Genomic DNA, 25,793 nt, shown 5'->3' with positions numbered 1-25,793 from the left:
TCTCTGTGAATGTTTTTTTCGTCATGATCTTCTCCCCGATCTTTACTCATTATCTATTTCTCATTATACAAAAAAGTACCCTATAGGTAGACTTTTTAATGTGTCTACTCTATAGGGTACACTTTATATTCAGGGCGGAGGCTTTTAAGATGTTGAATAAAATACTTTCAGCATAGAAAAGATCAACTTCGACTTCAGGAACGCCTTATGGAGAGAGTCGTTCTCTGCAGCTGCAGCCATCTATTAATAAGCTGATTCCTTCCATAAAGCTGTGTTCAAGTTCAGAGTTGAGAACTGAAGGAACTCCGCTTCAATCCGGCAGGCTTGCCGTGGAGGAGATCTCCAGCTTCCTCGGACTCGCGTCCTGCGGGATCTTCCGATCTCCTTCTTCCACAGGCGTCCGCCGGCTTCCGCTTCGTTTCCCCTGCTATCCAGTAAAAAGCCGCCTGCTTCTATGAATGAAGTTTTCTGCTAAATAATTAAGTACTAAGGAGGGTTCGAGACATCTGCGTAAAAAATATGAAAGATATTCCCGGGCGCGGGGGACCACCGTAAGCCTTAGCCGCAGAAGTCTTCTTAATTAACACAGAGCTTTAAAAGAGCCATTCATGCAAATTTCCGCCTTATAAAAGGATGAAAATAATTTTCTATATCGGTGGATTTTAAACAATCCTCTTTGTTAGAAGAAAAAAAAGAGGTCGTATTTTTACCGGTAGTTGCAGGAGAAATGGGGGACTCCGGAGCGATCAAGGACGAGCCCCCACCCCAACCGACCTAAGGAGGATGGAATTAGCTGAGGCCGGCCCGCTCGGAAAGCTCCCCATGGAAACGAAAGCGCTCCTATTTATTTTCAAAGTATTCTATAAAACAGTAGTCCGGAAGATCATCCTATACATAAAAACATTTTATTATCAGCCCAAAAGCCTCCGTCCTTTTATATTCAAGGCGGAGGCTTTCCTGTTGTTCTTTTATTTGTTCTGCAGGCACTCGTTACTATTATTAAAAGAAAATTTCTTTTTTCAGCGTGTTTTGTGTGGAAAGCACTAAAGACTGCTTACTTTTCCTCTGCAAGACCTTTACGCTGCATTGTGCCCCAGCTGTGCTTCTTTTTAAAAGCGGCGATTATTCCGAGGAACTGGGCCCATACCATGAACGGCCGGTACCAGAAGGTTTCACTCAGCGCCCATAAATAAAGAATAATGATGCTTCGGAGCTCTTCGTACTTATGATAGGTCCACTCCTCCAACAGGACGGCAAGCGCAGAGAGCAGTGAGCCGTAAAGAATCGTTACTACAATCATAAGACCTGTAATATGTGCATCGACGAGACCGAAGAAAAGCCCGGCAATAATCAGAACATAGCCGACAAGCTCAAGCACGCAGCTGAGCAGTTCCACGAGAAGGTAGTACGGCATCGAAAACGTTCCGACTCCTCTATACTTCGGGTTCAGCATCATCTTTCTGTGCTTCCAGAGCGTCTCGGCAAGCCCCCGCTGCCAGCGGACCCGCTGGGATTTAAGCGAGCGTATATCCGATGGGGCTTCGGTCCAGCAGACAGGATCCTGAATATACTCAATCCGCTGGGAGGACTTTTCCTCTTTCAGCATCCGGTGCAGCCTGACGATCAGCTCCATATCTTCTCCTACGGTGTTCGTATCAAAACCTCCGGCCCGTATAACACGGCTTTTTTCAAAAACCCCGAACGCTCCGGAAATAATCAGCAGCAGATTCATCCGGCTTAATCCGAGCCGTCCGATCAGAAACGCCCGGAAATATTCGATAATCTGCATGACTGCAATCGGCTGCCGCGGGAGAGAAATTTTTTCGACGATACTGTTTCTTACGACCGAACCATTCGCAATGCGCACCGTGCCGCCGGTTGCCGTGACTCCGCCATTGGAGTCGATAATCGGCTTCATCGTTTTCAGAAGCGCGTCTTTTTCAAGAATCGAATCCCCGTCAATCGCTGCAAAATAAGGATATTTGGAGACGTTTATCCCGGCGTTCAGCGCGTCTGCCTTGCCGCCGTTTTCTTTTTCGATCAGAACAACTTCCGGATGTTCCTTGGATCGGTACACAGCTTTAACCTGCGCCGTAGGAAAGTGTTTTCTTACAGGCATCGTCACCTGATACATATTAAATTCCTCAATCATTCGTTCACTCGTTTTGTCTTTGGAGCCGTCATTAATGACGAGCACTTCAAACTGCGGATAGTCCAGACCGAGCAGGGAATGTACAGTAGTCGTTACGCCGAGTTCTTCGTTATAGGCAGGCACGAGTACGGAAACCGGGTACGTATCCGGACTGTGCAGCAGATCTTTAATCGGTTCCCGCCGGTGCAGTTTATGCTCCCGGCGGATTTTCGGAGTGGCAATAAAAAACAGGACAAGGTAAATAAGCCCGATGGCCACCATATAAAAAATGACGGCATAGGCGAGAAAGTTTAATAAACTGTTCAAATTACCCATCATGTACACTCACCTCCCCGCGTGTCGTCAGCATTTTGGCCGCCATGTCCCGCGCATACCGGTCCTGATGATTCTTCCGGGCCTCTTCCAGCAGGTCCGGACCGTCCGAAAAAGAGAGCAGTGCTTCGGCAGCCGCGGACCGGACCCACCATGCCGGATCGCCGAGAAGGCGAAGAAGGCTTTCCTTCCACTGAGCTCCGGATAAAGCAGCCGCTGTTTTGCAGGCATACATCCGTTCCTCCCAAAATTCAGAATGGAAAAACGGCTCGATAAGCTCCGGCTGTTCCACCTGCTGGTAAAAACCGAGGCTTTTCAGTGCTTTGAGACGAATTTCCATCTCTTCGTGCTGAAGCGCTTTTTCTACGTAAGGAAGAAATACCTCCTCCCCACGTTCACCAGCGTGAACTAAAAATGCCTGCAGAAGGAGAAGATCCTGCCTTCCCGTGCGGTAGTATAAAAGCGTCAGCTTCTCACGATTCAGCCTCCGCATTATTTCTTTTATGAAAGCGACACTTTTGTTTTTCTCATCCGAAAGGCTTTCCACTGCCTGCAGGTGGGAGAAACTGGCGAGTACGCGCAGTGCCTGCCTGTATTCCTCCCCACTTCTCATTCCACGGCGGACCCTTTCAGCAAGTGTATCCCCCATATCCACCAGTAAGAATTCCTCCATAAAGTACATCGCATTCATCCTGTCTGCCCAGGATCCTCCAGAAAGCATCTTCTGATAAAGCGGCTGCAGTTCCTGGACAGCGAGCTGCCTGACCTTCTCCTGCTCGACCGCGCTTTTTGTTTCACTGCGAATTTGGGAAAGTACTTTTTCCAGCACTTCTCTCCGCAGCCGGGTGTTTTTAGGAAGACCATAAACTTCCTCTAAGCTTCCCGACACGTAGTCCTTCATGACAGGCATTATAGCAGTACAGCTTTTCTCCACTCTTTCTATAAAACGCAGACTTCGATACTTTCCGATCAGCAGAACCCCGAGAAGAGTAAGCTGCAGAATCAGGAAGATGCCGATAAGCCACCATGCCCAGATCATCCAATAAAACACCCTCTCCATTTACATTCCTTTTGAGTTTTTCCGTGCGGGCTACTTAAATATATTCAGCGGCAGGTAAGCCGATACGAGATAATGCGGCATATCCACCGCTTCGCTGATTTTCAAATCAACAGCTACGCTGCACAGCGCATAAGCCTCCACATCGGACAGCTTATATTTCATCGTCAAATGTTCGATCATGTAGCTGACAGCTTTTTTGGAAGCCGTCAGAAGATCCGTGCCAAATCCGGTTGTTACAAAATGGCCTCTGCCGGGCGGCCCTGCCTGCAGCGGTCCCGGGGTTTCAAACTGAGGCTCTTTTATCTGCTTTCCTTTGTGCAGTTTAAAACTTAAGTCGATATCCATCGGTGCCTCGATCGCCGTACCGCATACTTCCCCGTCCCCCTGGGCTGCGTGGGTGTCGCCTACAGAAAACAGGGCCCCTTGCACCCAGACCGGCAGATACAGCTTTGTTCCTTTCGTCAGGTGGCGGATGTCCATGTTTCCGCCGTTTTGACGCGGCGGTACGAGGCTGTGCGGTCCTTCTTCAGGAAGCGCGGTGCCAATCGTTCCTGGAAACGGTGCAATCGGAACTTCAATCCCGTCCGTAAACTGTGCCCTCCCGCCGGAAAGATCCCATGTTTTTAAATACGGATTCGGAAAATCACTGCTCAACAGTCCAAAGCCCGGTATAACGGCTGTCCACCCCCAGTTCTGCGGTCCAAATCCGGCAATTTCCACTTCGAGCGTATCCCCCGGCTCGGCTCCTTTTACAAAAACCGGCCCGTTCACCGGATTGACGCGGTCAAAGTCCAGACGGGCCACATCCTCCGCCGTGGATGACGGCTTCAGCTGTCCAGCCGATGAATCCGTCACTTCAAAACGAAGCCGGCTCCCGGGGTCGATTTCGTGTACGGGCCGGATCGATTTGTCCCATGCAAAATGGTGATGATGCCTGTGAATAGTATGCTGCATAATGATTGCCCTCCCTGTAACTAAAAACATTTTGTTCAGATGAATAAAAATAATTTTTTCAAAGCAGAGACAACAAGACAGTAATATACTGATTTCCTTTATCTTACCATATAAACTTCCGTGGATAATATCAGAAGCCGCTCCTTCCTGCGGACGTAAAAAAAGCAGCCTGAAGTTTTAACAAAACCTTTCTCAAATACAGAAACCGGCCGTATTTTTCCATCTTTATACAGCACAATGCACTTAGGAAAACGCATACATTAATTTAACACGCCTTTTTCCTTCCTTAAGGTTGTTTTAAGTAACAAAGCCCTCTATAATGTCCTTTATACAAATACATTTGTTCTTTTAATAGAGACATGAATTCAGGAGTGATGACGGCATGACACAGGTAATGAATATTGGTCTTCTCGGCTTCGGAACGGTCGGCACTGGAGTGCTGGAAATCGTCGAGCAGCACCAGGATAAGCTGGCCCACCAGATCGGTGCCAACGTAAAAGTTAAAAAAATCCTCGTAAACGATCTGGAGAAAGAACGCGGCATTCACGTCCAGCCGGAACAGCTGACGACAAACGTGGAAGATATTATTCACGATGAAGATATTGATGTTGTTATTGAAGTCATGGGAGGGATTGAAGAAGCGAGGCGCTGCATGAAGCTCGCTCTTGAAAACGGCAAGCACGTCGTAACAGCGAACAAGGACGTTATGGCCCTTTACGGAAGCGAACTGCTTAAAACGGCAAACGACAAGCACTGCGACCTTTTTTATGAAGCGAGCGTTGCCGGAGGTATTCCTATTCTGCGGACGATTGTGGAAGGCCTTGCATCCGACCGGATTACGAAAATCATGGGTATCGTTAACGGCACGACAAACTATATTTTGACGAAAATGACAAAGGAAGGCCGTCTGTACGAAGACGTGCTGAAAGAAGCCCAGGCTCTCGGCTACGCCGAAGCTGATCCGACCGCAGACGTCGGCGGCCTCGATGCAGCCCGTAAAATTGCGATTCTCGGAACGCTCGGATTCTCTATGAATCTGGATCTTGATGACGTTTCCGTGGAAGGCATTACAGAAGTGACGAGCCAGGACCTTGCATACAGCAAGCAGCTTGGATATACAATGAAGCTTGTCGGTATTGCCAACAGGCAGGATGATAAAGTGGAAGTCAGCGTCCAGCCGACGCTCGTCCCTCATGAACACCCGCTCGCTTCCGTAGATAATGAGTTTAACGCCGTGTATGTGAACGGCGAAGCCGTCGGGGAAACGATGTTCTACGGCCCGGGTGCCGGAAAACTGCCTACCGCTACGGCCGTCGTTTCCGACCTTGTGGAAGTACTTAAAAACAAGCGTCTCGGGGTCAACGGCAATTCCGCTGTCATCCCGCAGTATGATAAACAGCTGAAAACACCGGACGAGATCCGGTCCAAATATTTCATGCGTATTCACGCAAAAGATCTTCCAGGGACATTTGCTTCTCTGACAGCCCTTTTTCTTAAAAACAATATCAGCCTCGAAAAGATTCTTCAGGTGCCTTTAAACGAAGGCAAGCTGGCTGAAATTATTATCGTCACCCACGAAGTAACGAAAGCCGATTACGACCGGGTCAGAAAAGAGCTCAATAACGAAGACGTAGTCATCGAAGTAAAAAGCAGCTACCGTGCGGAAGGAGAAATGAACTAATGTTATGGCGAGGACTTCTTGAAGAATATAAACCGTATCTTCCGGTGACAGATAAAACACCGATGCTTTCCCTGCAGGAGGGAAACACTCCGCTCCTTCCTCTCCGTCACCTTTCGGAAAAACTGGGCGTTGAACTGTTCGTCAAATACGACGGGGCCAATCCGACCGGCTCCTTTAAGGACCGCGGCATGGTCATGGCTGTAGCTAAAGCAAAGGAATCCGGAAGCGAAGCCGTAATGTGTGCTTCCACCGGAAACACGTCCGCCGCTGCCGCAGCGTATGCCGCCCAGGCGAAAATGCGCTGTATGATCGTGATTCCGGAAGGCAAAATTGCGATGGGTAAACTTGCACAGGCTGTTGTGTACGGAGCAGAAATTGTCAGTATCGCCGGGAATTTCGACAATGCACTGCAGATGGTACGGAACCTCGAGAAGCAGTCACCGATTTCTCTCGTTAACTCCGTCAACCCGCACCGGATTGAAGGACAGAAAACAGCGGCTTTTGAAATCTGTGATGCGCTCGGAAGCGCTCCGGATGTTTTAACGATTCCTGTCGGTAATGCCGGAAACATCACGGCCTACTGGAAAGGATTTAAGGAATACCACGAAGCCAAACAGACCGGCCTTCCCGAAATGCGCGGTTTTGAAGCAGAAGGAGCTGCTGCGATCGTTAGAAAACAGATCATTGAAGAGCCGGAAACACTTGCAACAGCCATCCGGATCGGCAATCCCGCCAGCTGGGATAAAGCAGTAAACGCCGCAGACGAATCCGGAGGGAAAATCGACGAAGTAACAGACGATGAAATCGTCGCCGCCTACCGGCTGCTCGCGAAAGAAGAGGGCGTCTTTGCAGAACCGGCTTCCGCAGCTTCTATTGCCGGACTGATCAAACAGATTGATTCCGGGGAGATCAAAAAAGGCTCCCGCGTTGTATCGGTCCTGACAGGAAACGGCCTGAAAGATCCGGATACAGCTATTGATACAGCACCGGTGCAGCCAATGAAACTTCCAAACAATGAAAAAATTGTTTTTGATCATCTATTAGGGCGGGTGAATGCAACATGAGCAGACAGTGGAAAATCCGTGTACCGGCAAGCACCGCCAATCTAGGCCCGGGCTTTGACTCCATTGGTATGGCGCTTGGGCGGTATTTAACTTTACACGTGAAACAATCGGAAGAGTGGTTTTTTGAAGGTCTTGGTGAAGACCTTCAGGGGCTTCCTTCCGGAAAAGAGAATTTGATTTATATTATCGCTGAATGGGTTGCAGAAAAGTATGAAGCAGAACTTCCGGCAGCCTATGTCACGATGGAAAGTGATATTCCTTTATCCCGCGGTTTCGGAAGCAGCGCCACTGCGATCGTCGCGGGCATTGAGCTTGTAAATGAACTGTGCGGTCTTCAGCTGACAAAAGAAGAGAAAGCCCACCTTGCGAGCTTGTACGAGGGGCATCCGGACAACGTCGTCCCTTCCATTTACGGAGGGCTCGTTATCGGCAGTCAGTTTGAAGAGGAAACTCACGTCGTCCACGCAGGGGTGCCGACGGTTGATCTCGTTGCGGTCATCCCATCCTATGAACTGAGTACGAAGGAATCCCGCGATACCTTGCCGGAAGGCTTTACGTATAAAGCCGCGGTATCCGCAAGCAGCGTATCCAACGTTCTTACTGCTGCTATTATGCAGGATAACTGGGAGCTTGCCGGCAGACTGATGAAAAAAGACCTTTTTCACCGGCCGTACCGTCTTCCGTCGATTCCGGAGTGGCAGCGGGCTGAGCTTCTTGTGGAGGAACTTCCGGTTTACGGTGCCACGCTCAGCGGTGCCGGGCCGATTATTCTCTTTTTTGTTCCGAAAGGTAAAGGCAAAGAAGTACTCCTGCAGATCCGTTCCCAGTATCCGGGACAGGCGGTCGAGCAGGTGGACGTCGATGCCTTCGGTTCTTCTGTGGAAGTACTCGAAGCCGCATGTACCGCTAAAAAATAAATCTGCAGGCCTTTGGCTTCGCACAGAACAAAGCCTGTCAGTATTGAGCTGACAGGCTTTTTCAGGCTGTTGAAAAATTGTTTTTTATTTATAAGTAGACGGTTTTTGCTTCCGCCTCCACAGGACGCTTTCCGGGCGGGACGTCCTCAGCTAATTTTCCCCTCCCGCTGCTCGGGAAAAATGGATCTTCGGCTCGTCCTGTTTCGCCCTGGAGTCGCCTGCTGCAGCTCCAGCAGAAACATAAAAAGAAGATTTCTCTTCTAAAAAACGTGTTGCTTCCCCCTTTTTATACTATTCAGTAGATGCTTTTTCCTCCGGAACGTCCGGCGGGGACACTGGTGGGATGAAGCGAAGTTGGAAGATTCTTCACGGCTGGAGATCGAACAGCTGAAGACGAGCCTTACAGCAAGCTTCCACCGAAACGTGAAGGAGAACTGTACGCTGAATTAATCTAAAAAGCAGCCTGAATCCACAAACTGTAAAGCCTGTCAGCATTGAGCTGGCAGGCTTTTTCCCTTTATTATATCCGGTACCCGATTTCCGGATTGGAAAGTTAAGCGGCTTTCGGCTTAGGCTGCGGCAGGCGCTTCTGTATCCAGCTTCGTCCGAGGACGTTTGTGCGGAGGTAAGGAATGACCCAGCGGTCTCCGCCGAAACGGCCTGCATTGGCACCGGCAGCAAGGATGAAAATGGTGATCAGCACTAGCAGCGGGTTAGTGGAAATCGTTCCTGCAAACAGGAAGGCAAAGTTCATTGTGATTCCGAAGAAAGCGGCGGCCGTTGTGAATATTCCTAAAATAAGTCCGAGTCCTACGAGTACTTCTCCCCAGGCGACCATGAAGCTGAAAAGGTCGGCGTTTGGAAGAGCAAATCCTTCTATGAATGTATGATACCAGGGATAGTTGGCAAGCACTTCTTCACTGCCGACAACACCCTGCAGGTAGCCGCTTGCGTCAAAGCCTCCTGTGACTTTGCCCCATCCGGCTGTCAGCCAGGCCCATCCGAGATACACACGGAGAAAAACGAGAATACCAGCAGCGATCCGATTGTTACGTAAGAAATTCATAAACATGAGAGAGTTCCCCTTTCAAATATGGTTGAATTTGGAGAAAAGCCGCTCATCGGAGTTTACCGTAGTTTCTTTCGTTCCTCCCAGGTACCTTTGGGCTGCACGAATGTTTGTGATTTACTGAGCAACTTTTCTATATTTTTATAATACCATACTATGTGAATCATTGAACATAATAATTGTGTCTATTATGTGAAATGATGAACAAGAATAATGGATATGCCTTCCGTTGCAAACGGACGCTTTCCCGAGGGCTTGTCCTCAGCTAACTTTTGCGAAAAGACTTTTTCGCAAAAGTGGATCTTCAGACTGCGCCAAATCCTCCGGGAGTCGCCGTCTTACACTTCGGTCCTTTTATTGGAAATATGTTTTATATGAAGTATGCTGATTATTCGTTTATATGTTTTATAAGTACCGTTATGAAATTAATTCATTTATTAAGTCAGCATCCAATTCTTTTTTACATAATTTAAAAACAGAGGTACAGTTTCAGGTACTCTTGCATTCGAAGCTCCGGTTGACGATCCAGAATTAGAGCTTATTTTTGAACTGATGACGAGGTACACGTTGAACTGGATTAAAAATTTCAATTTTTCCTTGTTTGTATTACAATACTGAAAAAGCATCCGGTCAACATTTTACATTTAAAGAAGCTTATAAATAGAAAGAATACCAGTGAAAGTCACTGGTATTCTTTCTATTTATAAAGTTTTTTATCCATCAGGTAGATAATTGCGGGAAAAGTGAAGGAGGAATCTGTACGGCAGAACCATTATTCGAAAAATAAGACTCAATCAATCCTCTGAAAGGGTAGGTCCCATAAGGGAGGGAGCACGGCCCACCCCCGGTCTGACGGGGGTGGAAAACCTCGGTCCGGCTCACTCGTACTTTACAGGCTGTTGCAATGATCCTTTTGAGACGGTCTCTTTCAATTGAACATCGGCTGAAAATTCATTTGTTAGCTGTATTAGCCGCCGAACAGGTTCGCCAGTGCTCCGACCAGGATGCCGATGACTCCGAAGTCGGAATCGCCGAACGTGGTGTTTTCGAAGCCAAGGTTTCCAAGTACCGGCAGGAGGAATGCGGGTATGAAGCTGATGAGAATCCCGTTTGTAAATCCTCCGGCAGCAGCTCCGATCCGTCCGCCGACGGCGTTGCCGAATACGCCGGCTCCTGCTCCGGTGAAAAAGTGCGGAACAAGACCTGGAATAATGAGCGCGAGGGAGAAAATACCGAGCATAAACATGCCGATCAGACCGCCGATAAAGCTGCAGATAAAGCCGATGATAACGGCTGTCGGCGCATAAGGAAAGATGATCGGCACGTCCAGTGCCGGTTTCGCACCTGGAACAAGCTTTTCTGCAATTCCTTTAAACGCAGGGACAATTTCAGTCAGGATCATGCGCACTCCGTACATAATGATACTGAAACCGGCTGCGAACGTGATCCCCTGCATCAGACCGAACATGATATAGTTCTGATCTCCGGCATACGTGCCGACAACTTCCGGACCGGCCACGAGTACAAGAATCAGGAACATAATGACCATCGTAAGGGCCGTTGAAATCAGTGAGTCTCTCAGGAAGGACCACTGCTCCGGGATTTTAATATCCTCTGTCGTCTTTTTCTCATTACCTACGGCCTTCGCGACCAGGCCGGCCGAGACGTAGCCGATGGTTCCGAAGTGTCCCATCGCAATTTCGTTGCCGCCGGTGACTTTTCTCATGAACGGCTGGGCAAGGGCCGGCATTAACACCATCACCCCGCCCAAAATAAGGGATCCTGTTGTAACAAGCGCAACCCCGCTCATACCGGCGGAAGCGAGCACGGCAGAGAGCAGCGCTGCCATGAAAAACGTATGGTGTCCGGTCAAAAAGATATATTTCAGCGGCGTAAATCTTGCGTAAAGAATGTTGGCAAGAAAGCCAAAGCCCATAATCAACGCCGTTTCGGTACCAAGCGTCTGCTGGGCAAGAGCGACAATTGCCTCGTTGTTCGGGATAACTCCCTGGATATCAAAACGGTCCTGAATGATCCCCCCCCAGGGCATCAAGCGAGCCAATAATAACTCCCGCACCGGCTCCAAGGATGAGAAATCCAATGATACTTTTAGTTGTGCCGGCAAATATCTTGGAAAAATCTGCTTTCTGAAGCAGCAGACCTACCATGACGATCAGGCCGACGAGCACTTCTGGCAGGCTCAATATTTCATTCATTAAGAACTCAAAGAATTCCATCCGTATTCATCCCCCTGCTTATTTTTGACTCAAAAATTCGTCGATCGCACTTTCCACTTCCTGCTCACTTGCCATGTTCATGATTGCTTTTACAAACGCCTTTCCACCCTGAAGCTGGGAAGCGAATTCATTATTTGTCAAAATCATGTCGGCCTGCACACTCTGAGCTGTACCGAAATCGACCGCTTCCACGTCCGCCTTTACTCCTTTGTTTTTCAGCACCTTGTCTGCTGTCATTTTCAGCAGCAGGCTGGAGCCAAATCCCATTCCACATACGCATAATACTTTCATCTTACGTCACCTCTTCGTTTAGTTTTTGCTGCTCTGAAGCAGCTGCTTTGTTTCTTCCTGCGATGCTGCGTTTAAAAGACTGTTAATGAGCCCTTGATTGTCAATCCATCCTGAAATTTTCTGGAGCATGTTCAAGTGCGACTCTGAATCCACCGCTGCGAGACAAATGAATACCCTGGCCTGCTTTTCCTCCCCGCTGCTGTCGGCAGGAAATTCGACGTCCTCTTGAAATACTGTCAGTGCGATCCCCGCTTCTTTCACTCCGTTTTCCGGCCGTGCGTGGGGAAGTGCCACATTAGGTGCAATTAAAATGTACGGCCCCAGCTGATTGATGTTTTCCACCATTGCCTCTGCATACTCTCTCGTCACAGCTCCTTTCTTTATAAGTGGTGCAGCGCTTAAAGCGATGGCTTCCTGCCAATTAACTTTCTCGTTAAACCACTGAATGCAGTTTTCGTCCAGCTGATAATCACTCATTTATCTCTCACCTCATCGATTGATTAATTGTTTTCTTCCCAGTGCAGTATCTGCTGCACTCTGTCTGCATTTGTGAGCAGCTGGTACAAATACTGCAGCTGCGGCAGGTGGGCGTATTTGTCCGGCGTTGCCATGAACAGTACAGCATAAGAGTGGAGTCTTCCTTCTTCTACATAAGGCTGTTTCAGCTGTACGAGGCTGAAGCCGGCCCGGTTAACGTGTCCGGAGTGCGTATGGACAAATGACAGACCCGGTACAATTTCGTATAAATAATTTTTCTCAATGACCGTGCGGCGGATATCTTCCAAAAACTGCTGTTCCACTATCCGGTCCTGCTCCAGCAGCTCCACCCCGGTCTGCAGAATTTCATCAAGGTCCGCAGCGTCCCTGACACAGATTCTCGAAGGCGGGATAAGTGCATGGATGGAATCAGGTGTTTCGGTAATCTTCGTAGAGCCATTTTTCTGTTTAAGATCTTTGATAAAATGCTCCATTTTTTTGATCTCATTGTCTGTAATAATTGGATTTATCGTGACGTAAGGATAAGGAGAGTCAGGCAGTGTCACCGTCGATACGATAAAATCCGGCTTTTCCCATCCTTCTGTTTTATGAAGCATTGAGACCGCGGCCGTCTGTTTTACTTCCAGCTGAGGAAAGTGCTTCATTAACGAAACGGTGAGCAGCCTTCCTGCTGCTATTCCGCCCGGACACATGACCCAGATCTGATAGCGCTCATTGTCAAAGGAAGCCTTTTCATAAATCGTCGCAAAGCTCATAGCAATTGGGATCATGCTGTCTGTGTTTCTTATAGTACCTTCCGGCGTATGGGAGGCGAGGGCTTCTTTCACGTGAAACACAATAAACGGATACTGTTCCTCTACTTTTTGCTTGAGAGGGTGAACAAACTGAATACCGCAGTCTCCTGCGTAAAGATAGGCACGCCATTCTTTAAATATATGCTGGAGCTGCTGGGTGTTGAAGCCGGTTAGTCCCATTCTCGTACTGATTTCTTCAATGAATGATGTAAATGCGTTGTCAGCTGCGTAATCAGGTACGCTGTCACTGTAAAGGTTCGACGTGGCCCGGAGGTAGCAGTAGCCGAACTCCATCTCCCCTTCCTCGACTTCCATGTTGAATTCCGTACAGAAGCGATCCCATACTGTCTGAAACCATTCCTCTATGTCAATTTGTCTATCTCCCGCTGAAAGTTTCTTTCCGGAGCGGACACGCTGCATATGAAGCATCCAGACTTTTAAAAAGGCTGTCGGACTGCCGTCGGGTGGAAGTTCTTCTTCTACTCTCTTTCCTGCGGTTTCCATTTCCTTCATTGATATTTCCGACCAGTTTAAATAAGGGACTGGATTCATGCTGTTCCAGGCTGACTCCAGCTGACTCATTACGCTGAGCAGAGCAAGACGCTTGTCTCTTTCCTGTCCGGTTAATAAGAAGCCTTTTCTCCCCCGTTCAAGGGTAAGATTGAAATCCCCGGACCAGCTTTCCACTTTTTCCATCTCCTGCAGCACCGTGCCACGGCTTACATCCACCTCTTCGGCCAATTGCCGGAGCGACTGGCTGTGATCCTGCATGAGCAGTTCGTAAATGATAAGCAGGAACCTCTCCGCTGCTGCATCCGCCCGTCCATAAAGGTTCATCGCCTCGTCCAGCTCTTTACGTTTTCCGGCATCCGGCATTTCTTCAAGCTCCCACACTCCCTGGCCGGAAGCGTGATCGAGATGTACGCCGTATGTTTTAAGCCATCCGGAAACGTACTCCATGTCATAACGAATCGTCCGCTCTCCAACTTTGAACATGTCTTCCGTATCCTTCAACTTGAACTGCGTATGACCGTTTACAATCATCTGAACAAGCTGCCGCCTTCTTGTGTTTATTTTCCTCACCTCCCTGCTGTAAAAGAAGTATACAACGGATAATCCAGAAAATGAATGCGCTTACATTATGAATGTTTTCAAAATAGTCTGAAACGATTTGAACGGTGGAAAGCCTTGTCAAATCAACCTTTATAAGGTTTCCCAGCTTAAACTGGACTTCTCAGAAACAGAATATATGAAAGAGAGGAGACTCTTTGTCCACTTTATTTCAGCCAGACGTTTTATGGACAGCCTGTTCGCGGCTGTCCTTGTAAAATCTAAATTTGGAAAGAAAAAGACGGTTGTGCCCTGCAGACAAAGTCATGATTTATGTATACGCAGGAAGGAAACAATACAGAATCTCCTCGTTTCATCAACCTGATCGAAGCGAAGAACGACTTCTCTTATATAAACATGATCAGTTATTTCATTTGGCCAAGGTATGTATTGTATTTGATTCATTCTAAGTTCTGGAATAACAGTGCGGTTGGAGGAGTGCTAATATTTGTAACGATATTAGTAAATATCCCGCAGAGAAGGTTGAAGACGAAAATATGAAGGCTTTAGTCAGTAAAGAAAAAGCAGCTAAAGAAATGAGTGAGGACGGCTGAAAACATGGGATTCAGAACGTATTCAGATGGATCTTTAATGTAGTTGAAAATGAGTATTCCGCTGATTTAATAATAAACAAAAAATAAAATTATGGACACTTTTTTGCTCGCCAGGATACGTAAATATTTATACACTCGTGGAACATTCCATGGACACTCACTTGCCTATTAAACTGGAAGGGAACCTCTGATTTTTGAAAGGTGGAATAGAGACCTTGTATTTGTACGTTGAAAAATTTCCTTAACGCAGTGAATAAACTCTTTAACTTCTATTTCACAAATTTTTCTTAGGATAAAAGACATTTCATAGAACGTTTTAATTTCAATATGTTACCATTATAATGAGTCATATTTGATAACAATTTGCCAGGGGGAAATACAAAATGAAAAAATCTATCGCTCTTTTATCTATCAGTACTGCTTTAGTATTAAGTGCGTGTGGAAACGCAGACGAAGAGAATAATAATACAGCGGAAGCGGACAATGTGAATAATTCAGCTGAGGAGAATGCTGTAGAAAACGAAGAAAATGAAAACAATAATGAAGCGGCCGAAGAAGATCCGGAAAATAATGAGGAAGACAATGAAGAAGTAGAAGAGTCGGAAAATAACATGAATGCTGATGAGGAAGAAGCCGCTGACGAAATGGCTGAAGACGGATGGGAAACGGAAGTAGGAGAAACGGTGGAGAACGAAGGTGGAACGTTCACTCTTCATGCCCGCCAGGATGACATTGATACGATCGAAACAGGCCCTGTTGTTATCGATATCGAACAGGTAAACGCTGCCTCTGGAGAGCTAGCTCCGGACCTGGCTGAAATGATGGAAACGGAAGAACTTGATTACGTGCAGATGGATCTGACTGTCGAAAATACCGGCGAAGAAGATATCTCTTTTTATGCATCTCAGGCTACTATTGCTACGAGCACCGGCGAGCAGCTGGAGTCCGATATGTGGTTATCCGATTATATTGATGGAGATATGATGGCAGGGACCTCTCACAGCGGCAGCTTCTTTTTTGTCCTGGAAAATTCCAATGCAGAAGATGTAGAAAGTGTCCGTATAACTTGGAGCGCCCCGTCCAATGAAGACTTTGAAGATGTTGGAGAAGATGTAGATATTGAAATTGAGTTTTAATAAATAATATTTTAGTCCCGGGGAAGCTGCGTCTTCCCCGGGACTGCAGTTTGTCGATTAAATGATCGATGCAGAGTATGTATTCTAGTCGTTGTATAAGCTCCTTCTCTTGCCCTGCCGTGGGGCTGGCCTTCAGCTGTCTGGCCTGCACCGTGGTTTGACTGCGCTGATTTCCCACCGGCCTCTCCGCCGTTTCGGAGGACAACCGTTTCTTTATTGGAGAAAACGACTTTAAAAGAGATTTTTCATCGCAGAAAACTTTTTTAATTTCCCTGCATCAGCCGCAGGGACGACTCCTGGGCGATCCAGGACGAGGCGAAGATCCATTCCTTCCATCCATAGGCTGGAAGAAATTAGCTGAAGCCGGTCCGCCCGGAAAGCCTCCCCATGGAAACGAAAGCGGAGGGTTCTTACTTATCTATTTTATTTACAAGACAGCCCATAAATAAAACACCCTCATCAGCTGAGGGTGTTTAAATGTTTAATATGGCGACCCTGAGAGGATTCGAACCTCCGACCTGCTGCTTAGGAGGCAGCTGCTCTATCCTGCTGAGCTACAGGGTCATACATCAGCCGCGTCTCCGCGGCTGAAAAAATGTCTATTCCTATTCTACTTAATAAAGCCCAGTTGACGCAAGGCTTTTACGAGTCCGTCGTCATTTACGTGCGATGTCTGTATCGCAGCAGCTTCCAGTGCCTGTGGGACAGAGTTGCCCATCGCTACGCTGTTTTTCGTGAATTCCAGCATTTCCACGTCATTCGGCCCGTCGCCAAAAACATACACATCTTCTTTCGATGCACCGAGACGGTTCATAAGTGCTTCAATACCGATAGCTTTTGAACCTCCGGACGGCAGTACGTCTGTTGACACTTCGTGCCAGCGGATAAAATCAAAGGCATCGAATTTGTCCTCGTACGGCTGTTCCTCCCCTTCTGCACAGAAAAGGAGAGTCTGATAAATACTCCGGCCTTCCAGATAGCTTTCATCGAATTCCGGATGATCAAACTTCAGGCTTCCGAGACTTTTCTCAATGTGCGGATGGTGCGGAACATTCGCTTTCATATCGCGGTGGTCAAGATAGACGACTGGATGGTCATTTTCTTCAGCATGCGCTGTTAACCGCTTCAGCTCCGAAGCGTTCAGAGACCTTTTGTAGATCGCTTCGTTTTCAAGCTCCACGTATGAACCGTTAAAGCTGACAAACGTATCAATGCCGAGCTTTTCTCTTAGTTCTGCAAACATAAATGGGGCCCGTCCCGTAGCAATGGCTACGTAATGCCCCTGTCTTTTCAGCTCTGCAACGGCCGCTTCGGTGGACGCGGGGAGCTGTTTGTTTTCGTCGAGCAGCGTACCGTCAATGTCAAAAAACAGCAGTTTTTGTTCCATATGTCATACTCCTCTCAAAATCACACTTTCTCTCCGCTCCATTATAAGTGAAATTGTGCACGCAGTACACCCGGAAGGCTGAGTCTGATATTTTCTTTCTGCCTTCATTTATGCAAAACCATTGTAGATTTCCTCCCACTTGATATAATAGGATTTATCAGAAATTTTTGTGACCTTGGGAGGTGAGGACGTGCCGATTAATGTGCCGAAAAATCTGCCGGCAAAAGATGTGCTGGAACTGGAAAACATATTTGTGATGGAAGATGAGCGGGCTACGATGCAGGACATCCGTCCTCTGAATATCATTATTTTAAATTTAATGCCGGAAAAAGAAAAAACGGAAGCCCACCTGCTGCGGCTTCTCGGAAATTCGCCGCTTCAGTTGAATATTACTTTCCTTCGAACCGCTACGTATCAGCCGAAAAACGTGAGCCATTCCCATCTGGAAGCATTTTATCAGGATTTTGACAGTATTAAAGACCATAAATTTGATGGAATGATTATTACCGGAGCTCCTATTGAGCATATTGCGTTTGAAGATGTGATCTACTGGGAGGAAATGACGCGCATTATGGACTGGGCAGAAACGAATGTCACGTCGAACCTTCACATCTGCTGGGGGGCACAGGCTGTTCTTTATCACCTGTATGGAATTAATAAAGTCCCGCTTGAACAGAAATGCTCCGGTATTTTCCGTCACCGCATCGATCCAGTTATGCGCAACGTTGAACTTCTCCGTGGTTTTGACGACGAATTTATCGCTCCTCACTCCCGCCATACGAACATTGCGATTGAAGCTCCGGAAGAGCACGATGAGCTGCTTCTGCTTGCCTCTTCAAAAGAAGCAGGCCCTTTTCTTATGATGTCCAAAGACGGCCGCCACATTATGGCGACCGGCCACCTGGAATATGATACCGTCACGCTGAAGGAAGAATATGAACGGGATCTGGACCGGGGGCTGAGCGTGCAGATTCCGGCACACTACTTTCCTAATAACGATCCAACAGAAGCACCGATGAACCGTTGGCGTTCCCACGCCCATCTGCTGTTTTCCAACTGGCTGAACTACTACGTGTACCAGCAGACTCCTTATGAGTGGGGATAAGCTTCATGAAAACATTAGTGTACACAGGAGCTGTTCCAATCGATGGAACAGCTCTTTTTGTATGCCTCCCTCCTTAGCCGGGTCAGTACCGTTCTCCTTTTTCCAGACAGTTGTTTCATTTTCTTCAGGAAGGGTATTTATTCTTATGCTTACAGAGGAGGAATCGTAATGTCAGATATACCAAGAAATAATACAATGATGCAGTTTTTCGAATGGCATCTGCCAAATGAAGGGGATCATTGGAACCGTCTGAGTGATATGGCGGAAGAGCTGAAGAGCCAGGGAATTGATTCTGTCTGGATTCCGCCTTCCACGAAAGCTATTTCCCAGGACGACAACGGCTATGGGGTTTATGATACATACGACCTTGGAGAATTTGATCAAAAAGGAACTGTCCGTACGAAATACGGTACGAAGGACGAGCTGATTCAGGCCATTGAAGTCTGCCACGAACACGGCATCCGTGTATACGCTGATGTAGTAATGAACCACCGGGCCGGGGCAGATGACACCGAGCTGTTTGAAGTAGTTGAAGTTGATCCCGATAACCGGGAGGAAGAAGTAAATGAACCTCACAACATTGAAGGCTGGACCCGATTCACGTTCCCCGGACGGGACGGAGAGTATTCTGATTTTGAATGGCATTTCTACCATTTCAATGGGACCGACTACGATGCGGCTACGGAAAAAACGGGTATCTTTCACATTCTTGGTGAAGGTAAAGAGTGGAATGATCACGTAGACGACGAGTTCGGCAACTACGACTACTTAATGTTCGCCAACATCGACTATAACCACCCGGAAGTGCGGGAGGAAATGAACAACTGGGGACGCTGGTTTGCAGAGGAAATTAACTGCGACGGTTTCCGTCTTGATGCGATTAAGCACATCAATCACCTTTTCATTAAAGAATTTCTTTACTTAATGCGGGAGGAACAGGGTGAAGACTTCTACTTTGTCGGGGAGTTCTGGCACCCTGAACTGGAAGCGATTGAATCGTTCCTGGAGTACACCGAGTACAGTATCGATATGTTTGATGTGGCCCTGCACTATAACTTTTTTGAAGCATCCAACGAAGGTGATGCCTACGACATGAGCGCCATTTTCGATGGCACACTCGTACAGAAACATCCGGCAAATGCTGTGACGTTCGTGGACAACCATGATTCCCAGCCGCATGAAGCTTTGGAATCATGGGTGGAAGACTGGTTTAAACCTATGGCGTATGCAATGATTCTTCTCAGAGAAGACGGGTATCCGTGCGTTTTTTACGGTGACTACGCGGGAATTAACGGAGATGCACCAATGGATGCAAAACGTGAAATGCTTGAACCTTTTCTTCACGCAAGGTATCACTTCAGCTACGGGGATCAGGAAGATTATTTTGATCATGTGAACACGATCGGATGGGTTCGTTTTGGCACAGAAGAAGTACCTGGTTCCGGATGTGCTATTGTTCTGACCAATGGAGAGCCGGGAGGCAAGCGGATGTATGTAGGAGAAGAGCGGGCCGGGGAAGACTGGCACGACCTGACAGGTAATAAAGAAGACGTCATAACCATTGAAGATGACGGCTGGGCCGACTTCCCTGTCGAAGGCGGAAGTGTTTCCGTGTACGCCCCGAAGGCCGACTGATTAAACTATTCTATTGTATAAAAAGAGGCTGCCCATATTTCCAGGGCAGCCTCTTTCATTTATCTTTTATCCCCGCTATGTTAAAGCGTGAAGATCCTCATGGACAGAAGAACAGCCGCAGGCGACTTTCTGAATATCACGGAGCTTTAACAGAAGGAACAAAGCCTGTTTATGATCTGTCTTTCTAACCGCATGCTGTAGTGGACATGGGGGACTCCGAGGCGATAAAGGCCGTGCGGAAGATCCATTTCTTCCAAATCGAAGATTGGAAGAAATTAGCTGAAGCCGGCCCGCCCGGAAAGCCTCCCTATGGAAACGAAGGCCGAAACCTTACTTATCTATTATATTTTCAAGACAGCTTTTATCTTTAATGCCTCCGCTGCTTCAGCGTGCGCCGGCTGTTTCAAAACAGGCTTTATAAAGACTTTTTACAGCGGCATCTGCCTGGGAGGCATTGACGCCGAACATCATGCTGACTTCCGAGGAACCCTGATTGATCATTTTAATATTGATTCCTGCTTCCGCCAGAGCAGTGGTAGCCTTGGCAGCCACCCCGACAGTACTTGCCATGCCTTCCCCGACTACCATTACCATCGCGAGCTCCCGCTCCACGTGCACTTCCTCCACTTGAAGTTCTGTGCGGATACGGTGAAGAATTTTTTCCTCTTTGCCGTTTTCCAAATACTCTTCCCGAAGGATAATGGACATGTTATCGATGCCGGAAGGCGTATGTTCAAACGAAATTCCTTCTTCCGCCAGGATTTGCAGCAGGTGCTGGCCGAACCCTACTTCCCGGTTCATTAAATACTTTGTCAGGTTAATCGTTAAAAACCCTTTATCAGCCGCAATTCCGATAACCGGAAGTCCTTTCTGCTCTCTTTCCGCTACAATAAGCGTCCCGTCCGCTTCCGGGCGGTTCGTGTTTTTAATACTGACGGGCACTTTTTTGGCTACTACCGGCTGCAGTGCTTCGTCATGGAAGACCGAAAAGCCGGCGTACGCGAGCTCCCGCATTTCCCGGTAGGTTAATTCTTTCATTTCGTTCGGATTTTCCACAAGAGACGGATTAACAGAGTAGACGGAGTCCACATCGGTGAAATTTTCGTACAGAGAAGCTTCAACTCCGGCAGCTACGATGGAACCCGTGATATCTGAACCGCCGCGCGGAAATGTTACGATATGACCGGTTTTGGAAACTCCGAAAAATCCTGGAATCACGAGAATCCCGCTTCGTTCCCGGAGTTTTTTCAGCCGGTCGTATGCTTCCGGAAGCACCCTTGCGTCCCCCGGTTCGTCCGTCACGACGATCCCTGCTTCTTCCGGCGGTACAAAATGGGCTTCTTCCCCCAGCTTTTCAAGATAGGCTGCCATCAGCCTTGCATTCTCGTTTTCCCCGCTTGCTTTCAGGGAGTCAAACAGCCGCGGGGTATTTTCTTTGTACGTTTCAATCAAGTGCTGCAGACGGCCGTGGATCGTGTCGAGAAGTTCTTTATCCAGGCCGAGCTCCTCTACAATCGCGGCGAAACGGTCAACTACTTTACGAAGAGGCTCTTTTGCTTCTCCGCCGGCCGCCACGGTTTCTGCCAGCTCAATCAGCAGGTCCGTTGTCTTGATGTCTTCCGGGAATCTTTTCCCCGGAGCGGAAACGACAACGAGCCGTCTTTCTTTTTCCGCCCGGATGATCGATGCGACTTTAGTAAACTGCCCCCCGTCCGCCAGGGAGCTGCCGCCGAACTTCACTACTTTTATCATTAAAAAATCTCCTTTTGTTTTTTGTAGATGTACAAATAGCTTTTCTATAAAGACAATAACGAAATTATACTAAAATTCAGATACACCGGCAAGACGGAGTGCCCATTTTACCGCAGGAAAGCAAAAAGGAAGCTGCCCCCTTGAGGAACAGCTTCCTTTAGTTTAAATTAGTTCTGCTCGATCGTTACTTCATGAAGCTGGTAAAGGCCGTTTGGATGCTTCCAGAAGCCCTGTACTTCGTCACGCACACCAACGAGGTAGTCTGTGTGGTAAAGGTAAAGCATTGGTGCTTCTTCTACGAGAATTTCCATTGCATCCTCATAAAGCTGCTCCCGAGTTTCTTCATCCTGCTCGCGTCGTGCTTCATCGAGGATTTCGTCAAGTTCTGCGTTATCCATGAATGAACGGTTACCCGCTGCACCGTGCTGGCTGGAATGGAAGAGAGCGTACATACCGTAGTCCGCATCACCCGTTACAGTAACCCAGCCGAGAATGAACATATCATGCTCGCCTTCTGCTGTATTATCCAGGTACGCGCCCCACTCAAGTACTTCGATCTCTGCGTTAACACCGATAGCAGAAAGCTGTGCCTGCACAAGCTCTGCTACGTCCATACGCTCACGGCTGTCATTCGTCCAGATCGTTGTATCAAATCCGTCTTCGTAGCCTGCTTCCGCAAGAAGCTCCTGGGCACGTTCCGGATCATACTCAAGCTCATCTACTTGATCGGAGAAGCCGAAGACGTTTTCACCGATCGGTCCTACAGCCGGTGTTCCTGTTCCGTCGAGCACCCCTTCAAGCAGGTCCTCTTTGTTGATAGCCATGGAAAGTGCCTGACGCACCTGCGGGTCGTCGAACGGCTCTTTCTGCATGTTAAAGCCGATATAGGAAAGGCTCAGGCTTTCCTGAGTATAAAGGTCGACGCCTTCTGTATCTTCAATGCGCTCTGTATCACTTGGGCTTACAGGATAAATAATATCCGCAGCACCAGTTTCCAGTTCGCCGATACGGGTCAGATCCTCAGGAGAAACGCTGAATGTTACCTGTTCCACACCTGCAGGCTCGCCCCAGTAATCGTCGTTTCGTGTAAGTACAACTTCTGATCCGGGATTCCATTCTTCGAATTCGAAGAAGCCGGTTCCGACTGGATTTTCGTTAATATAATCTCCCGGCTGGCCGCCGTCTTCCATCTGCGCGTAATCTTCTTCAATCGCTTCCTGGCTGATAATACCTCCGCCGGAATGCGCAATATGGGCAGGAAGTGGTGCAAACGGGAATTCTGTATGGAATTCAACGGTATAGTCATCAACTACTACTACTTCTTCCACCATTTCATATAGGAAAGCACGTGGAGAACCGATATCTTCATCAAGTACACGGTCGAAGTTTGCTTTAACTACGTCGGCATTGAATTCAGAATCATCGTGGAAAGTCACATCGTCGCGAAGCTGGAACGTCCACACATCGTCTTCTGTTGCTTCCCATTCTGTTGCAAGAAGCGGCTGAAGCTCCATGTCTTCGTCCTGTGCCAGCAGTGGTTCAAAAATGTTTGTCTGAACCGCACTGGATGGTACGTCGTTGGAACCGTGCGGATCCATTGCCTCTGCGTCGGAAAGTGTAGCAATGACAAGGTTATCCGGATCAAGGTCTTCGTCAGACGCTTCTCCATCGCCTTCTGCATTACCGTTGTCCGCATTGTCTGTGTTGTCCGGTGCAGCACCATTGTTTGTGCCCCCATCGTTGTCCGGCTCGCCGGCACATGCCGTGAGAACCATTGCTCCGGCAACAGAAGCAAGTAAAGCCTGCATCTTCCTGCTTTTGAACATTCTTATTTCCCCCTTGTTCTTTCATAATTTCTCAAAATTGTACAACTTTAATTTACATTATTTCGATAAATAAAACAATAGTCTATTTTTTCTTACAGGGAATTGAAATTATATTTTAAAGCGTTTTTTGCGCAGAACAAGGTGTTTTAATGTTTCTGTTTTTCCATTTGAGGAACTTACAGAAATATTTAGAGGAGAGATCAGAATGCATAGAAACCTTCTCTTTTGTGACAGACTTTAAAAAGCTCCGGTTTTGTAGGTGAAGATTTTCACCGTTGACAGAAACCTTTCTGATAGGAGTTCATTCCAAGCCCTTCCGTTAAGAAGCACCGGACCTGTATCGGATCCGGTGCTTCTTCATGTTATTCTTCTTCGATTGTTACGTCATGCAGCTGATAAATACCGTTCGGGTGCTTCCAGAAGCCCTGGACTTCGTCACGCACACCGACGAGATAGTCCTGGTGGTAGAGATAAAGCATTTTTGCTTCGTCTACGAGCAGCTCCATCGCTTCTTCGTAAATATCCTCTCTTGCGCCCTGATCCGTTTCGCTTCTTCCCTGCTCCAGCAGGTCGTCAATTTCCGGATTGTTAATGAAGGATTTATTTCCGTCCCCCTGCTGGCTTGAATGGAACAGGTTATACATCAAATAGTCTGCATCCCCTGTCGCCGTGGACCAGCCGAGAATAAACATGTCGTGCTCCCCCTCTGATGTATTCTCGAGGTAGGCTCCCCATTCAAGTACTTCGATACTGAGATCAACGCCGACAACGGAAAGCTGTGCCTGTACCAGTTCAGCAATATCGATCCGCTCCCGGCTGTCATTTGTCCATAGCGTCGTTTCGAACCCGTCTTCATAGCCCGCTTCAGCCAGAAGCTCCTGGGCTCCCTGCGGATCGTATTCAATTTCATCGACTTCATCGGAGAAGCCGAAGATCTGCTCACCGAGAGGTCCTGTCGCCGGTGTCCCGGTTCCTTCCAGTACGCCTTCCAGCAGCTCTTCTTTGTTAATGGCCATCGCCATCGCCCTTCTCACCTGCGGATCGTCAAACGGTTCTTTTTCCATGTTGAATCCAATATAGGCGAGACCAAGGCTTTCCTGGGTGTAGAGATCCATGCCTTCTGTATCTTCAATGCGCTCGGTATCACTCGGGCTCACAGGGAAAATGATGTCTGCCGCTCCTGTTTCCAGCTCTCCGATTCTCGTAAGGTCTTCCGGCGTAACCTGGAACGTTACCTGCTCTACGCCTGCCGGGTCACCCCAGTAATCATCGTTTCTTGTCAAAATGATTTCCGATCCCGGATTCCATTCATCAAACTCAAAAATAGCTGTTCCGGCCGGATTTTCATTAATGTAGTCTCCCGGCTGCCCGCCGTCTTCCATTCGGGCGTAATCTTCCTCAATGATTTCCTGACTCATCATGCCGCCGCCGGAGTGCGCCAAGTGTGCCGGAAGCGGAGAAAATGGAAATTCTGTATGGATTTCCACCGTATGGTCATCGATGACGACAACTTCTTCAATCATTTCAAACAGCGCTGCACGCGGTGACCCAAGATCTTCGTCCAGAATCCGGTCGAGATTGGCTTTTACCACGTCTGCATTAAACTCTGATCCGTCGTGGAACGTAACGTCCTCCCGAAGCTGGAACTCCCACGTCGTATCATCGGTGTTTTCCCATTCTGTTGCAAGCAGCGGTTCGATTTCCATATCTTCCGTCTGCATGAGAAGCGATTCAAACAAATTATGCTGTACCGTACTCGATGGTACGTCATTCGAGGTGTGGGGATCGATCGCTTCAATATCCGAAAGCGTCGCTATAACCAGGTTATCCGGATCCACTTCTTCATCCGTCGCTTCCCCGCCGTTTCCATCTGCTGAAGGGTTTCCCTCATTTCCATTGCCTGTCCCGCCATTTTCCGGTTCTCCCGCACACGCGGTAAGAACCGCTGCCGCCGTAAAAGCAGCCAGCACTGCTGTCGATTTCTTCATGTTGTGTCCTCCTGAATATGTATTGTGTAACACTTAACCAATTTACTCTATTAATGTGTAAAAATCAATGTAATTTTCTAACTATTCTATCTATTTTTATTATTTGAATAAAATATTCTTTTGCACAGTAAAGGAGCACATTGCATGTAAGTGATTTCACATAAAATCGTTGTTTTTCTAGTAAATATTTCAATTATATGGCAGGATGAGGGAGAAATTATTATTATATTAAGAAAATATTCAGGTTTTTTCAAATAAGGCTTGTGAAAAA

19 protein-coding genes and 1 tRNA gene are annotated in these 25,793 nt (G+C 47.7%); 6 read left to right on the top strand and 14 right to left on the bottom strand.

The window, feature by feature from the left end:
- Positions 1-1,054: 1,054 nt before the first annotated feature.
- Genes C6Y45_RS13935 through C6Y45_RS13925 form a run of 3 tightly spaced genes read right to left on the bottom strand, consistent with a single transcriptional unit; the run spans position 1,055 to position 4,478 of the window.
- A complete protein-coding gene (locus C6Y45_RS13935; protein WP_107585842.1) occupies positions 1,055-2,470 on the bottom strand; it encodes a glycosyltransferase family 2 protein in 1,416 nt (471 codons plus the stop codon).
- Positions 2,460-3,503, bottom strand: a complete 1,044-nt coding sequence (locus C6Y45_RS13930; protein WP_160058396.1) for a HEAT repeat domain-containing protein — start codon at positions 3,501-3,503, stop codon at positions 2,460-2,462. The genes C6Y45_RS13935 and C6Y45_RS13930 overlap by 11 nt, the downstream gene beginning before the upstream one ends.
- Positions 3,504-3,554: 51 nt before the next feature.
- Positions 3,555-4,478 carry an acetamidase/formamidase family protein gene (locus C6Y45_RS13925; protein WP_107585840.1) on the bottom strand — a complete coding sequence of 308 codons (924 nt, stop codon included), beginning with the start codon at positions 4,476-4,478 and terminating at the stop codon, positions 3,555-3,557.
- Positions 4,479-4,860: 382 nt separating this feature from the next.
- On the opposite strand from C6Y45_RS13925, the gene C6Y45_RS13920 reads away from it, so the two are divergent.
- The 3 genes from C6Y45_RS13920 to thrB are packed head-to-tail and all read left to right on the top strand — an operon-like array spanning position 4,861 to position 8,140.
- Positions 4,861-6,159 carry a homoserine dehydrogenase gene (locus tag C6Y45_RS13920; RefSeq protein ID WP_107585839.1) on the top strand — a complete coding sequence of 433 codons (1,299 nt, stop codon included), beginning with the start codon at positions 4,861-4,863 and terminating at the stop codon, positions 6,157-6,159.
- Positions 6,159-7,223, top strand: a complete 1,065-nt coding sequence (thrC, locus tag C6Y45_RS13915) for a threonine synthase (protein WP_107585838.1) — start codon at positions 6,159-6,161, stop codon at positions 7,221-7,223. Before C6Y45_RS13920 ends, thrC begins: the two co-directional genes overlap by 1 nt.
- On the top strand, positions 7,220-8,140 hold the full coding sequence (gene thrB, locus C6Y45_RS13910; RefSeq protein ID WP_107585837.1) for a homoserine kinase: 921 nt from the start codon (positions 7,220-7,222) through the stop codon (positions 8,138-8,140). Before thrC ends, thrB begins: the two co-directional genes overlap by 4 nt.
- A gap of 553 nt (positions 8,141-8,693) precedes the next feature.
- Here the strand turns inward: thrB and C6Y45_RS13905 are convergent.
- The 6 genes from C6Y45_RS13905 to C6Y45_RS13880 form a co-directional block, all read right to left on the bottom strand.
- Positions 8,694-9,212, bottom strand: coding sequence for a DoxX family protein (locus tag C6Y45_RS13905; protein ID WP_107585836.1), 519 nt, complete (start codon positions 9,210-9,212; stop codon positions 8,694-8,696).
- A gap of 964 nt (positions 9,213-10,176) precedes the next feature.
- The gene (locus C6Y45_RS13895; RefSeq protein ID WP_342752444.1) at positions 10,177-11,310 is read right to left on the bottom strand and encodes a PTS ascorbate transporter subunit IIC; all 1,134 of its coding nucleotides are present in this window, start codon (positions 11,308-11,310) and stop codon (positions 10,177-10,179) included.
- Positions 11,225-11,446 carry a PTS transporter subunit IIC gene (locus C6Y45_RS18120; protein ID WP_281260620.1) on the bottom strand — a complete coding sequence of 74 codons (222 nt, stop codon included), beginning with the start codon at positions 11,444-11,446 and terminating at the stop codon, positions 11,225-11,227. Before C6Y45_RS18120 ends, C6Y45_RS13895 begins: the two co-directional genes overlap by 86 nt.
- Positions 11,447-11,464: 18 nt before the next feature.
- A complete protein-coding gene (locus C6Y45_RS13890; RefSeq protein ID WP_107585835.1) occupies positions 11,465-11,737 on the bottom strand; it encodes a PTS sugar transporter subunit IIB in 273 nt (90 codons plus the stop codon).
- 18 nt (positions 11,738-11,755) lie between these two features.
- On the bottom strand, positions 11,756-12,214 hold the full coding sequence (locus C6Y45_RS13885; protein ID WP_107585834.1) for a PTS sugar transporter subunit IIA: 459 nt from the start codon (positions 12,212-12,214) through the stop codon (positions 11,756-11,758).
- A gap of 23 nt (positions 12,215-12,237) precedes the next feature.
- A complete protein-coding gene (locus C6Y45_RS13880; RefSeq protein ID WP_107585833.1) occupies positions 12,238-14,073 on the bottom strand; it encodes a BglG family transcription antiterminator in 1,836 nt (611 codons plus the stop codon).
- Between the two features lie 1,003 nt (positions 14,074-15,076).
- On the opposite strand from C6Y45_RS13880, the gene C6Y45_RS13875 reads away from it, so the two are divergent.
- Positions 15,077-15,829: a hypothetical protein gene (locus tag C6Y45_RS13875; protein ID WP_107585832.1), complete on the top strand. Its 753-nt coding sequence runs from the start codon at positions 15,077-15,079 to the stop codon at positions 15,827-15,829.
- A gap of 487 nt (positions 15,830-16,316) precedes the next feature.
- Here C6Y45_RS13875 and C6Y45_RS13870 read toward each other — a convergent pair.
- Together C6Y45_RS13870 and C6Y45_RS13865 are read right to left on the bottom strand one after the other, a co-directional pair.
- A tRNA-Arg gene (locus C6Y45_RS13870) sits at positions 16,317-16,393 on the bottom strand.
- 46 nt (positions 16,394-16,439) lie between these two features.
- Positions 16,440-17,216, bottom strand: coding sequence for a Cof-type HAD-IIB family hydrolase (locus C6Y45_RS13865; RefSeq protein ID WP_107585831.1), 777 nt, complete (start codon positions 17,214-17,216; stop codon positions 16,440-16,442).
- Between the two features lie 190 nt (positions 17,217-17,406).
- On the opposite strand from C6Y45_RS13865, the gene metA reads away from it, so the two are divergent.
- Together metA and C6Y45_RS13855 are read left to right on the top strand one after the other, a co-directional pair.
- The gene (gene metA, locus C6Y45_RS13860) at positions 17,407-18,321 is read left to right on the top strand and encodes a homoserine O-acetyltransferase MetA (protein WP_107585830.1); all 915 of its coding nucleotides are present in this window, start codon (positions 17,407-17,409) and stop codon (positions 18,319-18,321) included.
- A 177-nt stretch (positions 18,322-18,498) separates the two neighbouring features.
- Positions 18,499-19,956: an alpha-amylase gene (locus C6Y45_RS13855; protein WP_107585845.1), complete on the top strand. Its 1,458-nt coding sequence runs from the start codon at positions 18,499-18,501 to the stop codon at positions 19,954-19,956.
- Positions 19,957-20,340: 384 nt separating this feature from the next.
- On the opposite strand, the gene C6Y45_RS13850 is transcribed toward C6Y45_RS13855, so the two are convergent.
- The 3 genes from C6Y45_RS13850 to C6Y45_RS13840 form a co-directional block, all read right to left on the bottom strand.
- Positions 20,341-21,705, bottom strand: a complete 1,365-nt coding sequence (locus tag C6Y45_RS13850; RefSeq protein ID WP_107585844.1) for an aspartate kinase — start codon at positions 21,703-21,705, stop codon at positions 20,341-20,343.
- A gap of 170 nt (positions 21,706-21,875) precedes the next feature.
- A complete protein-coding gene (locus C6Y45_RS13845) occupies positions 21,876-23,534 on the bottom strand; it encodes a glutathione ABC transporter substrate-binding protein (RefSeq protein ID WP_107585829.1) in 1,659 nt (552 codons plus the stop codon).
- A gap of 362 nt (positions 23,535-23,896) precedes the next feature.
- Positions 23,897-25,522 carry a glutathione ABC transporter substrate-binding protein gene (locus C6Y45_RS13840; RefSeq protein ID WP_107585828.1) on the bottom strand — a complete coding sequence of 542 codons (1,626 nt, stop codon included), beginning with the start codon at positions 25,520-25,522 and terminating at the stop codon, positions 23,897-23,899.
- Positions 25,523-25,793 lie beyond the last annotated feature (271 nt).

Source organism: Alkalicoccus saliphilus (assembly GCF_003044065.1).
Lineage (GTDB): Bacteria > Bacillota > Bacilli > Bacillales > Salisediminibacteriaceae > Alkalicoccus > Alkalicoccus saliphilus.
The sequence above is the reverse complement of the archived record's forward strand: the minus strand, read 5'-3'. Positions and strand labels throughout refer to the sequence as shown.